Origin of the sequence: Cytobacillus oceanisediminis, assembly GCF_003182355.1 — a bacterium.
Taxonomy (GTDB): Bacteria; Bacillota; Bacilli; order Bacillales; family Cytobacillaceae; genus Cytobacillus; species Cytobacillus oceanisediminis_A.
In genome coordinates, this window is the sequence record NZ_QGTW01000005.1 from 193,657 (window position 1) to 209,483 (window position 15,827).

Sequence of the window (15,827 nt, forward strand, 5' to 3'; positions counted from 1 at the left end):
AGGCATTCTTGATGTATGTACGCATATTATTTCGCTTCTAAAACCAAATATTCACGTAATGTCTGCTGCAGTGTTCCCTTTGTTTCAGCTTGTTTTTCGAAGGTAATTCCTGCATGGATCATCTTTCTGACCAGTTCAGCACGCAAGCCAGTAAGGACTGCGTCGCACCCCATCATTTTAATGCCGCTCAGGATCTTTTTAAAATGAACAATCACATCGATCTCCATATCCGCAATACCGGAAAGATCCATGATCAATGTTTGGATTTTGACTGAAGAAATATCCATCAGGACTTTTTCTTCAATTGTCTGGATCCGGTAAGAATCAATCATGCCAATCAGCGGCAGAACAGCTACAGAAGAGCTGATTGGAATGATTGGCACTGATAAATGCTCAACCAATTTCCGCTGGGATTTTAGCATTTCATCTTTGTAATCCGAATAGCTGATGAAAAAGTTATTAAGGAACTGGTCAACATGATCATTGACCTCTTTTTCTTGCTTATAAAAGCTTTCGTGGGTTTGGTTTAATTCTTTTACCTTGTCAAATTGATAAAGGAAATGCCATAGTGTTCTTCTGATTGCCTGAACCCATTCCAATTTAAACGAAAGGGTCAAGGAATGCTCCGCCCAAGCAACGCCTTCCTGTTTGGCGAAAGCGATCAGCTCTTCTTCTCTATTTTCTGCCACATATAGAGCCAATCTCTCTGCGTTTTTTAACAGGTCGATATTGCCCCTTTGTAAAATTTCGTTAATTTTTGAAGCCACATTAACAGCTTCTGATAATAGCTTTTGCTGAAAATTCCCGCGATTCGTAACGATAAATTCCGCAATATCTTTGCTATCCTTGTAAGTTGCTTCCATTTTAAGCATACGCCCCTTTGTTTTGTTGACTATTATACTCATTCGTTTAAACGGTGGATAATCCTCCCGAAAACTTAATTATGGAAGAGGCTAGTAACATTTTACTAAACCCTAAAACTAATTACCCTCATTTTGCTCCCTTTAAACCTTAGATATAAGCAAAATGTATTTTTTTATAAAAAACGAAAAAATTTTATCCTTCAGCTTAGAGGAATTTGTATACAGCAAATAATTGGAGCTTTGTGTTTTGATAAGTACCCGCTTAACGGTGCTGGAAGGAATCCCAATTCGGATAGCTGTTGGATCTCCTCCTCCATAGGTGTACCATCACTGTATCTCTATGATCTCGGTGTTCGGAGTTTTTATTTTATTGAAAAGACCTTCTTCCATTTTTCAACCAATATCAAACATACACAGTCCCAGCTCTCTTATTTTTATTGTATACCGCTTATTGATAAAAAAGTTCCTTTTGAACGTAAAAAGCGCCACAGACGGGCGCTTCTTTTTAAATAAAGCCTAGCGTGCTCATAAAGACAACGATAATGGTAATCGGAACCACCCATTTCATAAGGAAGCTCCAGGTTGTGTACATGGCAGGTGAGAGCGTGTTGCTGATTGTAAATTCGTCTTTCACGAGCTGCTTGCTCATCTTATATGAAATAAACAGCGCGATTAGCAGGCTTCCTAGCGGCAGCAAGATATTGCTGACAAGGAAGTCGGTTGCATCAAAGACATTTTTTCCGAAAATCTGAAAGTCTCCCAGCAAGCTATACGATAATGCAGCAGGAATCCCAGCCGCAAATACAACAATTCCGAAGATCCAGGAGATTTTTTTCCGTGAGTGCTTTCCGTTCTCGATAAAAGCGGAGACGATAATTTCCAGCATGCTAAACGAAGATGTCAATGTTGCAAATAAGAATAAAAGCAGGAAGATCGCAAGGAAAAATTCACCCATTGGAATCTGTGAAAAGACTGCCGGCAGAACCATGAACAGGAGACCCGGGCCTTGTGCAGGCTCGAAGCCAAATGCAAATACAACCGGGAATATGGCCAATCCAGCCAGAATGGATATAAAGATATTCATGACTACAACGGAACCCGCTGAGGCAGGAATACTTACTTTTTTATCCAAATAAGAACTGTATGTAACCATGCAGGAAAAACCGACTGCAAGAGCAAAGAACGACTGTCCAAGTGCGTAAAGGGCAGATTCACCGGTGATCTTGCTGAAATCAGGGCTCAGGAAGAATTTAACCCCTTCCATTGCACCATCCAGAGTCAAGGCACGGATCACAAGCACAATAAAGAATACAAATAAAAGCGGCATCATATATTTGCTTGCTTTTTCAATTCCATTTTGTATCCCGAACGTAATAACAATAATATTAATTAGCAAAAATGCTGCAAGACCGATAAGTGTCAAACCTGGTGTGGATGTGACGCTGCCAAATAATTCAGGATACGCTGCATCCGGCGTAATGATTTGGCCGCCAATCGCCATTACAGTATAAATCAGCACCCATCCCCCTACAACTGCATAGAAGGAAAGCAGCAGGAAACAGCCGATTACGCCAAGCTTCCCTGTAATCGTCCACCAGCTATTGGGCGCAAGCTTATAATAAGCAGAAACCGCCTCTTTCTGTGCGCCCCGTCCGATAATAAATTCTGAAATAAGCATGGGCAGCCCAATCAGAACGGTAAATACAATAAACATGAGCAAAAATGCGCCCCCGCCGCTCGTTCCGGCTACGTACGGAAATTTCCAGATGGCCCCCAGGCCGATCGCCGCACCGGCCGAGGACATGATAAAACCGAATTTAGATGACCATTGCTCTCGATTTGTACTCATAGTACCCCCCTGATAATCTCTCTATTTTATAGCTCCGTGCGGATATCCCAAAGTTCAGGGAAGAAGCGTTGATCCAGCACTTTTTTCAAATACCCGACACCTGAAGAACCGCCAGTGCCCATCTTGAAGCCGATGATTCTTTCCACTGTTTTCATATGGCGGAAACGCCACTGCTGCAGCCAGTCTTCAATATCCACAAGCTTTTCAGCCAGCTCATACAATTCCCAGTACTTTTCAGGATTCTTATACACAGTCATCCAGGCATTACGCACAGAATCATTTTCTTTATATGTTCTTGTTACGTCCCTGTTCAGGATCTCATCCTCAATCGGAAGCCCCGCTTTATGAAGTGCTCGGATCGCCACATCGTAAAGTCCAGGTGCTTCGAAGGCTTCTTTTAATTTCGCGTGCAGCTCCGGATCTTTTTGATAGATTTTCAGAACATGCTCCGTTTTGTAGCCTAACGCAAATTCTACCATACGATACTGGTAGGATTGGAAGCCAGATGCCTGACCTAAAGAATCGCGGAACTCCATATACTCGGACGGTGTCAGTGTGGATAACACATCCCAGGCCTGGATAATCTGCGATTGCGTCTTCGAAACACGTGCAAGGCGCTTCTGTGCTGTGGATAAATCATTGTTTTCAATCGATTGGATTGCTGCACCCATCTCATGAAGAATCAGCTTCATCCACAGCTCACTCACCTGGTGGATAACAATAAACAGCATCTCATCATGATGGCCGGACAGCCTGTTCTGTGCAGATAGGATCTTATCCAGCTGCAGGTACTCTCCATATGTCATGTTATTTGTAAAATCCGTATGAATATTTTTTTCAGAGGTCGTTGCATTTTCGTCCTGGTGTTTTTTTTCGTTGATCATGTTGATCCTCCTTGTGTTGTTAGTTCTGGTTCTTATTGTGGTTCAAGCCCGGAATATCGGTAACTGACCGATTTAATTGGAAAGTGGCCACTATGAATTTGGCAGCCTGCTAATTATCGTTTGGCCGGTAAACCAAATCTGAAAAACTGCAAAAATATCGGTTGGCCGGTAACTCTCTCAGTTTGGCCGGTATTTTACTAAAATTGGCCGATAAGTATTCGGTTTCGGCTGATAAATTCATGAAACTGGCCGGTATACGAATCTGTACATAATCTCAAAGCTACAAATTACCGCTTGGCCGGTAAATCCCTCAGTTTGGCCGGTATTTTACTAAAATTGGCCGGTAAATGTACGATTTTGGCCGGTATTTTCAATAATATGGCCGGTATTAACTATTTTTTCCCTCTACTAAGCAGATGAAAGCTGCAAAATTGCCGTTTGCCCGATAAACCAGGCAGTTGGGCCGTTATATCTTTAGACTTTGCCTTTAAAAACTCTATATTGGCCTAATAACCGCCCTTACCGGACTGCCATCCGCCTCTTTAATTGGCAGCGGCAGCGCAATCAGTTCGTAATTTCCTTCTTCCACATCATCAAGCATGATATTTTCGAGAATATGAATCCCATTTCGATATAAAGCATGGTGTGTCTCCATATCCTTGCTGTCGAGCGGATCGACGGATGGGACATCCACACCTAGCAGGCGCACGCCTTTGCTGCCCAGGTAGTCCGCCATATCCGAAGCCAATTCAGAAATCCTTTCCGGAAACACTTCCGGATTATTCGGAACCGCTGTTTTCAGCAGCACACGTTCCACGCCTTCCAAATCAAAACCGCGCAATACTTCAGCATCCACACGATCATAACCAGACACATCAATTACACGCGCAGCCCCGATATATAGCTCAATATCAAGATCAATAATCTTCTCGCCTTCTTCATTAAAATGGAACGGCGCATCGACATGGGTACCGGTATGCAGGCTGGTTGTAATTCGTCCAATATTGACAGAACCAGTTTGTTCTTTTGTAAAAGCCGTTTCGTATTTGAATGGCGTGTCGCCGGGCCAGTGCGCAATATCGCTGCTTAATGGCTGTGAAATATCAATCCACCCTTTTTTCGTCATGCCACGACTCCCCGCTTATTTTCAAATTGCTTGTATTTTTCCTCTTTCATGATGCCTTTTAAAATCTGCACTGTTTTCCATACATCTTCAAATGTATTGTAAAGCGCAACCGGCGCCAGCCTAATTCCATTCGGTGCGCGGAAATCAGGAATGACTCCCTCCGCCTTCAATGCCTTACAAATTCTAGCCGCTTCCGGATGCTCCAGATAAATATGGCCGCCGCGCTTCTTCTCATCAAGCGGATTTCGCAGAACAAAACCGTGTCCGTTCAGCTCATGCTTAATCAAATCTATCAGATAGCCTGTCAGTTTAAGGGATTTCTCGCGGATCTTCTCCATCCCAACTTCATTAAACATGCTTAGAGACCCAATAATCGGTGCCATGCTAAAAATATTCGGCGTTCCGATTTGGTATGCGCCTGCATCCTCAGCAACTGTCAACTCATGCTCCATATCAAATTGCTTATCTTTACGGGAGCTGAACCAGCCGGCAAGTCCGGGCACTTTTCCAAAGTGACGCTTGTTCACGAACAATCCGCCAGTGGATCCTGGTCCGCCATTCAGATGCTTATAGTTGCACCAGAAAGCGAAATCGGCATCCCACACACTCAACTTATGAGGAATGGAGCCAACCGAATGGCATAAGTCAAATCCAATCTCGATGCCGCGCTTATGCGCCTCGGCAGTCAAGTATTCCATATCCAGCACCTGGCCGCTGCGATACAAAACACCCGGCAGGACAATCAGCGCGATCTCATCAGTCATCGCTGCAACAATATCTTCTTCTTTCAGCGTATGGCCATCTCCGCTCTTTACCTGGACAAGGTGCTCAGCAGGATCAAAGCCCTTTAGCTTAATCTGGCTTTGCAGCGCATAAATATCGCTCGGAAAATTTAATTCGTCCGCCAATATTTTCGTTCTTTTTCCTTCCGGCTTATAAAAAGTTGACACAAGCTGGTGCAGGTTTACAGTTGTGGAACCGCTTACAACTACTTCCTCCGGATTTGCTCCAACGATTGGCGCCAACTCTTTTCCTAGAGTTTCAGATAGGTAGAACCAAGGATTATCGCCTTCTGTCCAGCCGTCAATTCCATGGTGCTTCCAGGAATCCAGCAAATCGAGAAGCGATTTTTCAGCCCGTTTGGAAAGAAGTCCAAGGGAGTTTCCATCCAAGTAAATTCCGTTTTCTTTTATATAAAACTCTTCACGATAAGATGCCAGTTCATCCTGTGCATCCTTTCCGATTGCATATTCACGTGTAATATCCATAGATTTCCAACCTTTCAGAATATTTATTATTTACGCAAATTATATAAGTTTGATTGACACTATGTCAATGATATAATGTCAATAAGGTTGTCAGAAAACTCAAAACCATTTAAACTTACAAGAAAAGCGGAAGCGCCTTGCCCACGAAGGAACGCAGACTAAGAACGCCACGTCCTGTGGCAACGTCTGCATGACCCCCATCCTCCCAAAAGCTGCCGCTTTTGGACGTGCGATGATTATGAGAGTCCCTAGGAGCCGCAACTAGACAAGCTTGTGACCTCAAGGGGGTAGGCGCTGGAGCTAGACAGTTATCGACGTTTAAAAAATTTTACATTTTCATACTAAAAAAATACTTCGGCGTTCGAAATATAAAAGCAAACTGGCAAAGGAATGAAACCATGACAAACTCAATCGGCCAATTGCCGGCAAGGCAGCAGCAAGCCATTAAGACGCGCAGCAAACTCCTGAAAGCCGGAAAAGAAGTGTTCCTCGAAAACGGCTTTCAAAAAGCGACTATCTCGCAAATTATTAAAAAAGCCAAAACAGGCTACGGAACGGCATACGTCTATTTTAAAAATAAAGATGAGCTTTTCATCACGTTAATGGAAGATTTGATGAACCAATTTTACGAAGTGGCGGAGATGCCCTTCAAACCGCAGACCAAAGTCGAAGCCTATGAAAATATTAAAAAGCAGGTCCGCCTTTTCCTCCAGCTGGCTTTGGATGAACGGGATATGATGAATGTAGTAAAGGAAGCGATTGGAGTATCAGCAGAAATCAATAACAAATGGTATATGATCCGTGAGCGCTTTATCGAGCGGATTTCGGTGGATATCCGTTATGCCCAGGCGCAGAAGCTTGCCAAGCAGCATCTCGACCCATTCCTTACCGCAAGAGGATGGTTCTACTCCAACGAAATGTTTATGTGGGAGCTGGTCATGAATGATGGCAAATACAAGATGGACGATATAATTGAGAACCTGACCAGCATGTATACGGGTGGGTTGTATGAATAATAGAGTGAATTTGATCAGGATTTAATAAAATTAATATGCAAAATAGAAAACACCCCGTATTTATGAATGGATATTTCAGGTTTAAAAAAGCAATTTAAAATTTATGCACCACTTTCATAGATTTGCGCATCACTTGTTAAAATTATGCTTTAGTTGCGCTTACTTATGCACCACTTATCGATTTTATGCACAACTTCCCATTGACCGTCTGTTTTAAGAACAAATAGTGTTCAACAAAAAGGTGCCTCTCCCCGCCAAGGGAAAGGCACCTTTTTTAATTAGAAACCAGCTCTTTCTCATTCACAGAAACCGTGATGCTTCCTTTTGACAGCTTGACCATTACATCTGAATTCCGGGCGATATTCGGATCATGGGTAACAACAATTACGCACTTCCCTTCATCATGGGCCAGTGTTCTCAGCAATCCAACTATCTCCTGGGCGGTATCTTCATCCAGGTTTCCAGTCGGTTCATCAGCAACAATCAGGTCTGCATCACAGCACAGTGCCCTCGCAATAGATACACGCTGCTGCTGTCCTCCGCTTAATGTGAGGACTTTTTGCCGTGCCTGTATTTCAGAAATCCCCACCCGCTGCAGCATTTCCAAAGCGACAGCCTTTTTATTTTTCCTGGAAGTGCCCGTAATTTCCATGGCGGTCAAAACATTTTGCAATGCTGTCATATAGGGCAGCAAATTATAAGATTGGAAGACAATCGAGACATATTTATTGCGGTATCTGGTCAGCCCTATTTTACGGATGTCCTTCCCTTCATACAGAACTTCTCCCTCTTTCGGAACATCCAGCGCACTTGCAAGGGCCAGGAACGTGGTTTTTCCAGAACCGGAAGGCCCGGTAATGCTGTAGAACTTGCCTTTCTCGAAACTGACATTAATATTTTTCAAGATATCGTGTTTTTTATTTTCGTGTTTATACCAGTAGCTGATATTTTTAAATTCCAGCAAAGCACTCATTTTTCCCCATCTCCTTTTTAAATATTAATCCTGCTTGGTGAGGATAGCTTTCGGCTGAAGGCGCAGAACAGATAGCGATGGCAAAAGTGCCGAAACCGCCGCAATCACCAGCCCGATTAGCGCCAGAAATCGTAGATCCTCTGTTGTCACTTGGACATTTAGCTCCTCAACGGTTTCCACTTGTCCCGATTGCTGTGCCTGAATCATTCCCGGACCAAATCCGCCCATGCCTCTTCCTCTAAAAGATTCCGGTGTATTACTTTGTTCCGCTGATTCAAGTTCCTGATGCAGCAGCTGATCGCCAAGCTGACTGGCCACTACATTTCCGCTCACTGTAGCAATGCAAAGCGACAGAACCGCCACGACTAAAATTTCTGCCATGAACTGGCCGGCAAGCTTCCACCTTTTTTCGCCAATGGCCAGCAGAACGCCCATCTCATACTTTCGTTCCCGGATAGACAACATGACAATCAAGCCCAAAATAATGGCTCCAGCAAGGGAAACCAAATACACGATATTATTTGAAAAACTGGCTACATTCTCAATCGGCCCAACCATTTGCTGGTAAAGCTGGTCATCCGCATCAAGTTTGAAGATGTCAAAATCAATGCTGCTTTCCGCTTTTGCCTGATCAATAAAGCTTTGCATCGCTTCCGGATCATCTATATAGTAAATAGCACTATCAATTGTATTTTCATAATCATCACCCTTTAACGCAGCTGCTGCTGTGTAAGGAACATATAGCTTGTTATAAGGATTCAAGGCTGTAAAATCCATCGCCTGATCGGACCCAGTTGAAGCCGTTTCATAGATACCGATTATTTCGAGTTCTATAGCTGCTGACTCGTCCCGCGGGCTGGAAACCGTGATAGTATCGCCAACCTTTAATTCATTTTCTTCCGCTAATGTTTGTTCAATAAGTGTGACATTTTTTCCAATATTCTCTTCTGTTATCCCGCTTCCTTCGACAATTGCTGCCGTTCCTTCCATAAATTCTGCAACAGAATCGGTAAAAGCAACTCCCTGAAGGCTGACGTCTCCCTGCATCATTCCACCCGGCATGCCTCTGCCCGGGCTCTCGCTTTCACTGCTATCTTCAGACGTTTCTAACGCAGAGGAATCGCTTTCGATTGGTTCAAAATCTGAAGCTAGTCCAGTAGTAGATGAATAAAAATTATAGCCTTTAATTTGTTCGTAATCTGTTAGCTCTTCAGCCGTTTCAAGCGGAACCGGCACTGATTGGAATCGTACCCTCTCTCCTCCGGTTTGCTGTGACATTGCCTGTTCTCTCAGCTTTTCCATATCGACTTGCAAGGTAACATCCGCTCCCAGCTTTTGCCTTGCCAAATCCCCTGATTTTTCGGCTGCTGTCTGGATGGACAGGCCAGCCAAAACGAACACACATATAACCGTAAAAACAAAAACCTGCAGAATACTTTTCCCTTTTCTGGCTTTCATACTTAAAAAAGCTCGCTTTAAAAAATTCATCCCCATTCTCCCCTCCTAACTCAGCCCTCTAAATAGTTCTTAATCTCATATTCTTCAAATTTCTCATCAAGCCATGATGTGTATTCTGTCTGCATTTTCGTTTCAAATAATGCATTCTTGATTTCTTCTTTTACATCCTCATAAACAGCTTCTTTTGCTTCTTGCTTTTCTGCTACCTTGATCACATGGTAACCGTACTCTGTCTTGACAGGTTCGCTGATTTTACCAACTTCCAACGAAAAAGCTGCCTCTTCAAACTCAGCAACCATATCTCCTTTTCCGAAGAATCCAAGGTCTCCGCCGGCATCTTTATTGCTGTCATCAGTTGAGTATTCCGCGGCCAATTCTGCGAAGTCCCCGCCACCATTCAGTTTCTCAATGACTTCTTTTGCCGTTGCCTCATCTTCTACTAAAATGTGGCTCGCTTTCACCTGCTCCTGTTGTGCAAAGCTGTCTTTGTTTTCATCAAAATAAGTTTTCATTTCATCTTCCGTAATCTCGATTCTTGGTTCCAGCAGTTTCTTCGTTGCCAGATATGATTTGATATCCTTTTCAAAATCCGCCATCGTCAGGCCGCTCGTTTCCAGTGTCTGCTTTAAAGCATCCTCCCCCCCGTACGACTCGGCATATACTGCTTTTTCTTCATCAATTTCTTCTTGTGTCACTTTAATTTTTTCCTTTTCCACTTCCTGCTCAATCACTTTGTCGGTGATTAAGGTGTCCAAAAGGTCCTGTCCGTACTGGGAGACGAGCCGCTCATGCAGCTCATCCTCGTTGATTTTTTCCCCATTCACGGTCGCTACAGCATCATCCTGTACGGTAAAAAAGATGGTGAAAGCTGCTCCTATTGTAAAAATTGTGCCAAATACCCAAAATAGAACTTTCTTGTTTTTCATCATGTTCCCCTTCCTAATTCACTTTCTGATTGCTTGTCAAAGTAACTTCAGCTGTTTTTAATTCGCCTCCGCGGTAAAATTCGATTTTTACCTTATCACCTATTGAAAAATTGCTATATAAGTGCTTGCGCAAATCGCTGGAATTCGTAATTTTCTTGCCGCCAATTTTAACGAGTATATCCTCCACTTGAAGGCCTGCTTTGGCTGCAGCGGAATCCGGATCAATATTTGCTACAATCGCCCCGCTGGTAACGTCATTTGGCAGATTCTGAATATATTTAGGAGGCACTTCGTCAAAGCTTGCCAGTCCAACACCAAGATAAGGACGCACCACTTTTCCATTTTCAATCAATTGATTGATCAGCGTTTGAACATCATTGCTTGGAATCGCAAAGCCCAGCCCTTCTACACCATTCTCCGCAATCTTCAAGCTGTTGATTCCAACGAGCTGTCCTGCCGTGTTAATCAGTGCCCCGCCGCTGTTTCCTGGATTGATCGCAGCATCGGTTTGAATGACGTTCAAATTCCACTCCCCTGCAGAAGTGCTGACAGCAATCGACCGGTCTACCGCACTCACAATCCCCTGTGTAACCGTCCTTGATAAATCAAGGCCAAGCGGATTACCGATTGCCAGCACCTGATCTCCGGCTCTTAGCTTGGAAGAATCGCCAAACTCCATCACAGATGCGGATACATCACCCGAGATTTTTAACACCGCAATATCTGTCAGCGCATCGGTTCCAACCAATTCAGCCGTCACCTTCTCACCATCATGCAGAGTCACCTGAATTTCGCTGGCATTTTCGATCACATGGTTGTTGGTCACAATGTAGGCGGCATCGTTTGTCTTTTTAAAAATAACGCCCGACCCCGTGCCGCTTTCCGCTGCTTCGCTCGATTGGCTGAACGGATTATTGTTTTGCTGCTGCATATTCACAACACCGACAATTGCTTTGGATGCCTGCTCAATGGTATCCGCCAGGGAGTTGGATGAAGAAGACACAGGCGTCACATCAAGATTTGATGAGCTTTCGGCTTGTACATTTTTTTCCGGAACAGTGGCCTGAGGCGTGTCATTCTGGAAATACGGAACCGCCGTCAGAGTAAGCGCCGATCCGAGCACCCCTGCCGCCACGGTTGATAGGAACCCTTTCCATACCGGCTTTTTTACCGCTTGATTTTCCGTTCTGCTTTCTTCGTTAAAATCAGTCATGATTTAACACTTCCTTCTTATCTATTTTGAATTTGGATTTGTTTTGTTTGCCTTACAAGACATACTTTAAAGGCCCAATGTGTCAGGAAAATGTCAAAGGCGTTTTTTTCGAAAAAAACTTGTCCCATGACGCATAAAAAGCACAGGAGCAAAAATCGCTCGTTCCTGAGAATTTCCGCCCCCATCAAATACCAGACGAGCTGAAAGAGCAGACGCTAGAACAAGACTGTTATCGAGATCCCAGTTTTTATCCTCAAAAAAACACATGGCGCTGAGGTTCGCACATGTGTCTATAAAGCTTATTTAATCGTTACTTTTTTTCCATCAAATTTGGTTAGGGTAAAACCGCTAAAATTTTCATTAAAAGATGAGATGTAATCCCGCAGGAGCCCAATGGCCACGGCTTCACCAAGCTTTAGCCCTTCAATGCCATCAGAACGCCAATGAACACCTGCTGTGTCCCTGCCAAGTGACATATTCACACCAAGCTTATTAAGCTCCCCTCCTGCTGTAAGAGGTGTTCCCGAATAAGGAAGCAGCGAGAGTCCATCAATACTGGCTTCTACCGGATCTGGGATCACAAATGATTCGTTAAAAAATGCCTTAAGGATCGTAACCCCTGCACCAGCTATGCATGCATGGCCGGCTGGGTAGGCTGGATGGGTCGGGCAGCCTTCCGGATAAGCCATGGGCAGAAGATAAGAGGCATATTTGCTGAATACGTGAGAAAGGGCTTGGGATTCAAGGAGCTCTGAGTGGATGGGGTAATTTGCCGTTCCATTCATATGGTTATGAACTCGCCCGCCAAATTCTTCTGGACGGAGCCTGCGGTGGACGAGGAATTTTTGGAACCAGGCAGCTTCCAGTGCCATCCTCCCTGCTTTTGTGACCATGTCCAATATATGCGCAGCTCCGAACGTAATGAATCCTCCCTGGGTAGCCGACTTATGATAGGGGTTGTGCGGGTCGAGAGCATCGGGCCCATAACTCAGCAAAATTAAACAGGCCGAAAGCGGACATTGAAATGAAAAGTCATAATGTACATATTCACCTAAGTCACGGCCGTTTCGGATATAGCGGGGGACCGGGTCCTTTATCGGATCTCGGGGTGATGAGCCGTTTTGTATATTCAGCCATTCATCATAAGAAGTCATATGATCAGACCCAGCCAAAGTGGTACTGTATTTCTGAGGAATGGCTGCAGCACCGTAAGGTATGTCCTTCCATAGGAACTGTGAAATATATGGACCTGTCAGATTACCTGGAAACTCACTGCGGAACAACGTTTCAGGAGTGACCTTTCCGTTAACTTTCGGCCCCCGAAAATCAGAAAATCCTGATAGTTCACTAGCGGCTGCCTGAATCAGGGGATCACTTTCATAGGTTTGGAAAGGAATATCCCTAGTAAGTGCCTGCCAATATAACTCGGCCATTTCTCCAGCCTCCCAGGCGCTGCTGAAAGCTGGAGGCTTGAGCAAAGTCAATTGATGGCAATCCGGTCCAATTAAATCATATACATAGGAAGCCTGGGGATTAGCGAGTTTCACCTTCCCTCCCATAGGGATTGATTCAAAATCTTCTGGATTGCCGGACTTTAAAGCTTCTAAATAGCGATCATACGCCTGGGGTACAACTTCTCCAAGAGGGTTATGCGGAAGGCCCTTAGAGTAGCTGCCTATTTTTGCGGGAAGCTGTTCATCCCCATTGCATGGATGTTCTTTTGGCGGCATGATTAAGTGAGAAACAGCAGACATAAAACGGATGCGGAAGGCTTCTTTCCTTCGCTGCCATCCAGATTTAGGTGCTAGTAAGCAGCCTTTTTCCTTATCATAGTAAATTTTCTTTTCTTCCATATTATCTCCTCTGTATCTTCTATTTGGTTTCTTTATCATGAATCATTTCATTATATTCACAAGCTATTTGTAAGCTTGGGTACAAAACTAAATATCCCTATCTAATTTTGGATAATGGCAATGGTGGATTAAAGGAATTCGTTCATAAAGAGAGAATGGAAAGTATATCGAGATCAGCTTCCACAAAAAAATGCCCAGAGAATCTTTCTCCGAGCATTCCATGAATCTTTTTGAAACTGAAATCGTACTAATAATCATCAAGTAAAAAGTGAGGTGTAGAGAATGTTTATCAGACTTTTTCACAAATCAAGCCGTTCCGCTAAAATCGCCCTGCTATCAAGCTCTATCCTTTTATTAATAGGCGGATTGGCTGCACCCATTCTTTAGCATGAAACCGGACGATTCGTCTGGGTCTCCCGCTGCTAGGATGAGGGATTCTCCATTTTCAAGCTTTTCAGGATGGATTTAGGAGCTGTCCGCAAATAAGCTTCTTTTATCAAACCTTCTATCTCATTCCACTCTAATTCATGATCCCCAAAAATGGAAATCCAGCCATGTTGCCCGATATAAGGTGTCTTGAAAAAACGGCTGCCTTCCTGCAATAAAAATTCCTGCGTTTCTTTTGATGTTTTCATGGCAATGGACAGAATGCCCTCTTCGTTTTCACCCAAAATAACAAAAGGCTTATCTTTTACCCGAAATGAAGTATGGCCAAATTTATCAATCTGTTCCACAGTTTCAGGAAAGCCATTGGCAATCTCCCTTACCTTTGACAGGATTTCCTTGCTCTTTTGTGATTGTAACTGTTTATGAATCATACAAAAAAACTCCCTTGCCTGTTCTTAAGTGTCAATATTCAACACGAGTTTTAAAAACCCTTGTATAGAAAAGATAGATTCTGGCGGTTATTGCAGATTTCTGCCAAATAATTTCTTTCAAAACTTCATTCATTTTTCACATTCCTCTTTTAAGATTTGAAAGAAGATTGACAAAGAGGAGCTTTGATAACATGGAAACGGTTAAAGAAATGACTGAAATACAGAAACCGCAGCAGCCTAACACTGCTCTGTATAGAACAGTTTGGAGATGGCATTTTTATGCAGGCATTATCTTTGCGCCATTTCTTTTTATTCTGGCGGTAACAGGAGCAATCTATTTATTTAAGCCGCAAATCGAGGGAGTCCTTTTTCAGGACTACTACGAGGTGACTCCTCAAGGTGAAAAGATTCCCGCTTCCCAGCAAATTGAAGAAATGAAGAAGCTATATCCGGATGCAGCAGTGACTGCTTACCGCCCTGGCGAGAGTGCCGACCGTTCAAGTGAGGTCAGTATCCTTTCCAATAATGAATCCCTTACCGTTTTTATCAATCCTTATACTGGCGAAACACTCGGGGAATTAAATAGCGAAGAACGGATTATGGATAAGATTGAAGAACTTCATGGTGAACTGATGGCTGGTACGCTCGGAGACCGTATTGTTGAACTGGCCGCCTGCTGGGCAGTTGTCCTCATTGTAACAGGCCTTTATTTGTGGTTTCCCAAAAAAAAGCAAACCATATCTGGTGTTCTTTTCCCGCGCTTGAATAAAGGGAAGAAAACTTTCAGACGAGATTTGCATGCTGTGCCTGCCTTTTGGGTCACTGCAGGAATGCTATTTTTAATTATGACAGGTCTTCCTTGGTCAGGTTTTTGGGGAACTAATTTCCAATCGATTGCGACCAATTCTGGAGAAGGTTATCCCCCTTCTGTCTGGGTAGGAAGTGCTCCTGAATCGACAATCAAGACTAAAGACATCGCCGATGTTCCATGGGCAGCCGAAAATCTGGACTTGCCTGTTTCAGACATTCAGGGATTCATCCGGCTCCCGATTGATGATGTGGTATCCATTGCAGACCGCGAAGGCGTTCACCCAAGTTATTCAATCTATATTCCTCAGGATAAAACGGGTGTGTATACTCTTTCCGCTTTCCCGCCTAAAGCACAGGATGAAATCACGATGCATATCGACCAGTTTACAGGTGCGGTTTTGACCGATTATCGATATGAAAACTATGGATGGATCGGCAAAGTGGTTGCCTGGGGCATTACCCTTCACAAAGGGACACAATTCGGCCTGATGAACCAATTCATCAGTCTCCTGATTTGTTTAGGAATCATCCTTGTTGCCGTAAGCGGATTTTATCTATGGCTGAAGCGAAAGCCGAATAAAGAAATGGGTGCGCCTAAAGCGTCGGGCTATAAAAACACAAAAGGATTCTTCCTTCTGTTAATCGGCCTGGGGATTTTATTCCCATTAGTCGGCTTAACGATAATCGCTGTTTTGATTATCGATTTATTCATCATCCGGAGAATTCCTGCGTTGAAGAGGTTCTTGAATGCTTAATTTTTACGATAGAAG

13 protein-coding genes and 1 pseudogene are annotated in these 15,827 nt (G+C 43.7%); 2 read left to right on the plus strand and 12 right to left on the minus strand.

The window, feature by feature from the left end; translation table 11 throughout:
* Nucleotides 1–26: 26 nt before the first annotated feature.
* The 6 genes and pseudogenes from DFO73_RS11780 to kynU all read right to left on the minus strand — a co-directional run bounded on the left by DFO73_RS11780 (nt 27) and on the right by kynU (nt 5,990).
* Nucleotides 27–863, minus strand: coding sequence for an STAS domain-containing protein (locus DFO73_RS11780; RefSeq protein ID WP_110065057.1), 837 nt, complete (start codon nt 861–863; stop codon nt 27–29).
* A gap of 141 nt (nt 864–1,004) precedes the next feature.
* A pseudogene (locus tag DFO73_RS29930) lies at nt 1,005–1,172 on the minus strand (SunI/YnzG family protein); the annotation flags it as partial.
* A gap of 196 nt (nt 1,173–1,368) precedes the next feature.
* The gene (locus DFO73_RS11785) at nt 1,369–2,712 is read right to left on the minus strand and encodes a sodium-dependent transporter (protein ID WP_110064976.1); all 1,344 of its coding nucleotides are present in this window, start codon (nt 2,710–2,712) and stop codon (nt 1,369–1,371) included.
* Nucleotides 2,713–2,738: 26 nt separating this feature from the next.
* On the minus strand, nt 2,739–3,596 hold the full coding sequence (gene kynA, locus DFO73_RS11790) for a tryptophan 2,3-dioxygenase (protein ID WP_110064977.1): 858 nt from the start codon (nt 3,594–3,596) through the stop codon (nt 2,739–2,741).
* Nucleotides 3,597–4,092: 496 nt separating this feature from the next.
* Nucleotides 4,093–4,722 (minus strand): arylformamidase, encoded by a 630-nt coding sequence (kynB, locus tag DFO73_RS11795; protein ID WP_110064978.1) that lies wholly within the window; start codon nt 4,720–4,722, stop codon nt 4,093–4,095.
* Nucleotides 4,719–5,990, minus strand: coding sequence for a kynureninase (kynU, locus tag DFO73_RS11800; protein ID WP_110064979.1), 1,272 nt, complete (start codon nt 5,988–5,990; stop codon nt 4,719–4,721). Before kynU ends, kynB begins: the two co-directional genes overlap by 4 nt.
* A 398-nt stretch (nt 5,991–6,388) precedes the next feature.
* On the opposite strand from kynU, the gene DFO73_RS11805 reads away from it, so the two are divergent.
* Nucleotides 6,389–7,006: a TetR/AcrR family transcriptional regulator gene (locus tag DFO73_RS11805; protein ID WP_110064980.1), complete on the plus strand. Its 618-nt coding sequence runs from the start codon at nt 6,389–6,391 to the stop codon at nt 7,004–7,006.
* A 274-nt stretch (nt 7,007–7,280) separates the two neighbouring features.
* On the opposite strand, the gene DFO73_RS11810 is transcribed toward DFO73_RS11805, so the two are convergent.
* The 6 genes from DFO73_RS11810 to DFO73_RS11835 form a co-directional block, all read right to left on the minus strand.
* On the minus strand, nt 7,281–7,979 hold the full coding sequence (locus tag DFO73_RS11810; RefSeq protein WP_110064981.1) for an ABC transporter ATP-binding protein: 699 nt from the start codon (nt 7,977–7,979) through the stop codon (nt 7,281–7,283).
* Nucleotides 7,980–8,003: 24 nt separating this feature from the next.
* Entirely contained in the window at nt 8,004–9,467 is a 1,464-nt protein-coding gene (locus tag DFO73_RS11815; RefSeq protein ID WP_110065058.1) for an ABC transporter permease, read from the minus strand.
* Nucleotides 9,468–9,487: 20 nt separating this feature from the next.
* Nucleotides 9,488–10,366 carry a peptidylprolyl isomerase gene (locus DFO73_RS11820; RefSeq protein ID WP_258309423.1) on the minus strand — a complete coding sequence of 293 codons (879 nt, stop codon included), beginning with the start codon at nt 10,364–10,366 and terminating at the stop codon, nt 9,488–9,490.
* Nucleotides 10,367–10,376: 10 nt separating this feature from the next.
* Nucleotides 10,377–11,576, minus strand: coding sequence for a S1C family serine protease (locus tag DFO73_RS11825; protein ID WP_110064982.1), 1,200 nt, complete (start codon nt 11,574–11,576; stop codon nt 10,377–10,379).
* A 299-nt stretch (nt 11,577–11,875) separates the two neighbouring features.
* Nucleotides 11,876–13,429, minus strand: a complete 1,554-nt coding sequence (locus DFO73_RS11830; protein WP_110064983.1) for a vanadium-dependent haloperoxidase — start codon at nt 13,427–13,429, stop codon at nt 11,876–11,878.
* Between the two features lie 422 nt (nt 13,430–13,851).
* A complete protein-coding gene (locus DFO73_RS11835; RefSeq protein ID WP_110064984.1) occupies nt 13,852–14,247 on the minus strand; it encodes an MmcQ/YjbR family DNA-binding protein in 396 nt (131 codons plus the stop codon).
* Nucleotides 14,248–14,438: 191 nt separating this feature from the next.
* Here DFO73_RS11835 and DFO73_RS11840 point away from each other — a divergent pair, with 191 nt between their 5' ends.
* Nucleotides 14,439–15,812: a PepSY-associated TM helix domain-containing protein gene (locus DFO73_RS11840; RefSeq protein WP_110064985.1), complete on the plus strand. Its 1,374-nt coding sequence runs from the start codon at nt 14,439–14,441 to the stop codon at nt 15,810–15,812.
* The last annotated feature ends 15 nt before the right edge of the window (nt 15,813–15,827 follow it).

Bases quoted from the DNA above. Each gene is read 5' to 3' on its own strand.
- DFO73_RS11815 (WP_110065058.1), bottom strand. From the start codon at position 9,467: ATGAATTTTTTAAAGCGAGCTTTTTTAAGTATGAAAGCCAGAAAAGGG.
- DFO73_RS11830 (WP_110064983.1), bottom strand. From the start codon at position 13,429: ATGGAAGAAAAGAAAATTTACTATGATAAGGAAAAAGGCTGCTTACTA.
- DFO73_RS11785 (WP_110064976.1), bottom strand. From the start codon at position 2,712: ATGAGTACAAATCGAGAGCAATGGTCATCTAAATTCGGTTTTATCATG.
- DFO73_RS11810 (WP_110064981.1), bottom strand. From the start codon at position 7,979: ATGAGTGCTTTGCTGGAATTTAAAAATATCAGCTACTGGTATAAACAC.
- DFO73_RS11780 (WP_110065057.1), bottom strand. From the start codon at position 863: ATGGAAGCAACTTACAAGGATAGCAAAGATATTGCGGAATTTATCGTT.
- kynU (WP_110064979.1), bottom strand. From the start codon at position 5,990: ATGGATATTACACGTGAATATGCAATCGGAAAGGATGCACAGGATGAA.
- kynA (WP_110064977.1), bottom strand. From the start codon at position 3,596: ATGATCAACGAAAAAAAACACCAGGACGAAAATGCAACGACCTCTGAA.
- DFO73_RS11835 (WP_110064984.1), bottom strand. From the start codon at position 14,247: ATGATTCATAAACAGTTACAATCACAAAAGAGCAAGGAAATCCTGTCA.
- DFO73_RS11805 (WP_110064980.1), top strand. From the start codon at position 6,389: ATGACAAACTCAATCGGCCAATTGCCGGCAAGGCAGCAGCAAGCCATT.
- DFO73_RS11820 (WP_258309423.1), bottom strand. From the start codon at position 10,366: ATGATGAAAAACAAGAAAGTTCTATTTTGGGTATTTGGCACAATTTTT.
- DFO73_RS11840 (WP_110064985.1), top strand. From the start codon at position 14,439: ATGGAAACGGTTAAAGAAATGACTGAAATACAGAAACCGCAGCAGCCT.
- kynB (WP_110064978.1), bottom strand. From the start codon at position 4,722: ATGACGAAAAAAGGGTGGATTGATATTTCACAGCCATTAAGCAGCGAT.
- DFO73_RS11825 (WP_110064982.1), bottom strand. From the start codon at position 11,576: ATGACTGATTTTAACGAAGAAAGCAGAACGGAAAATCAAGCGGTAAAA.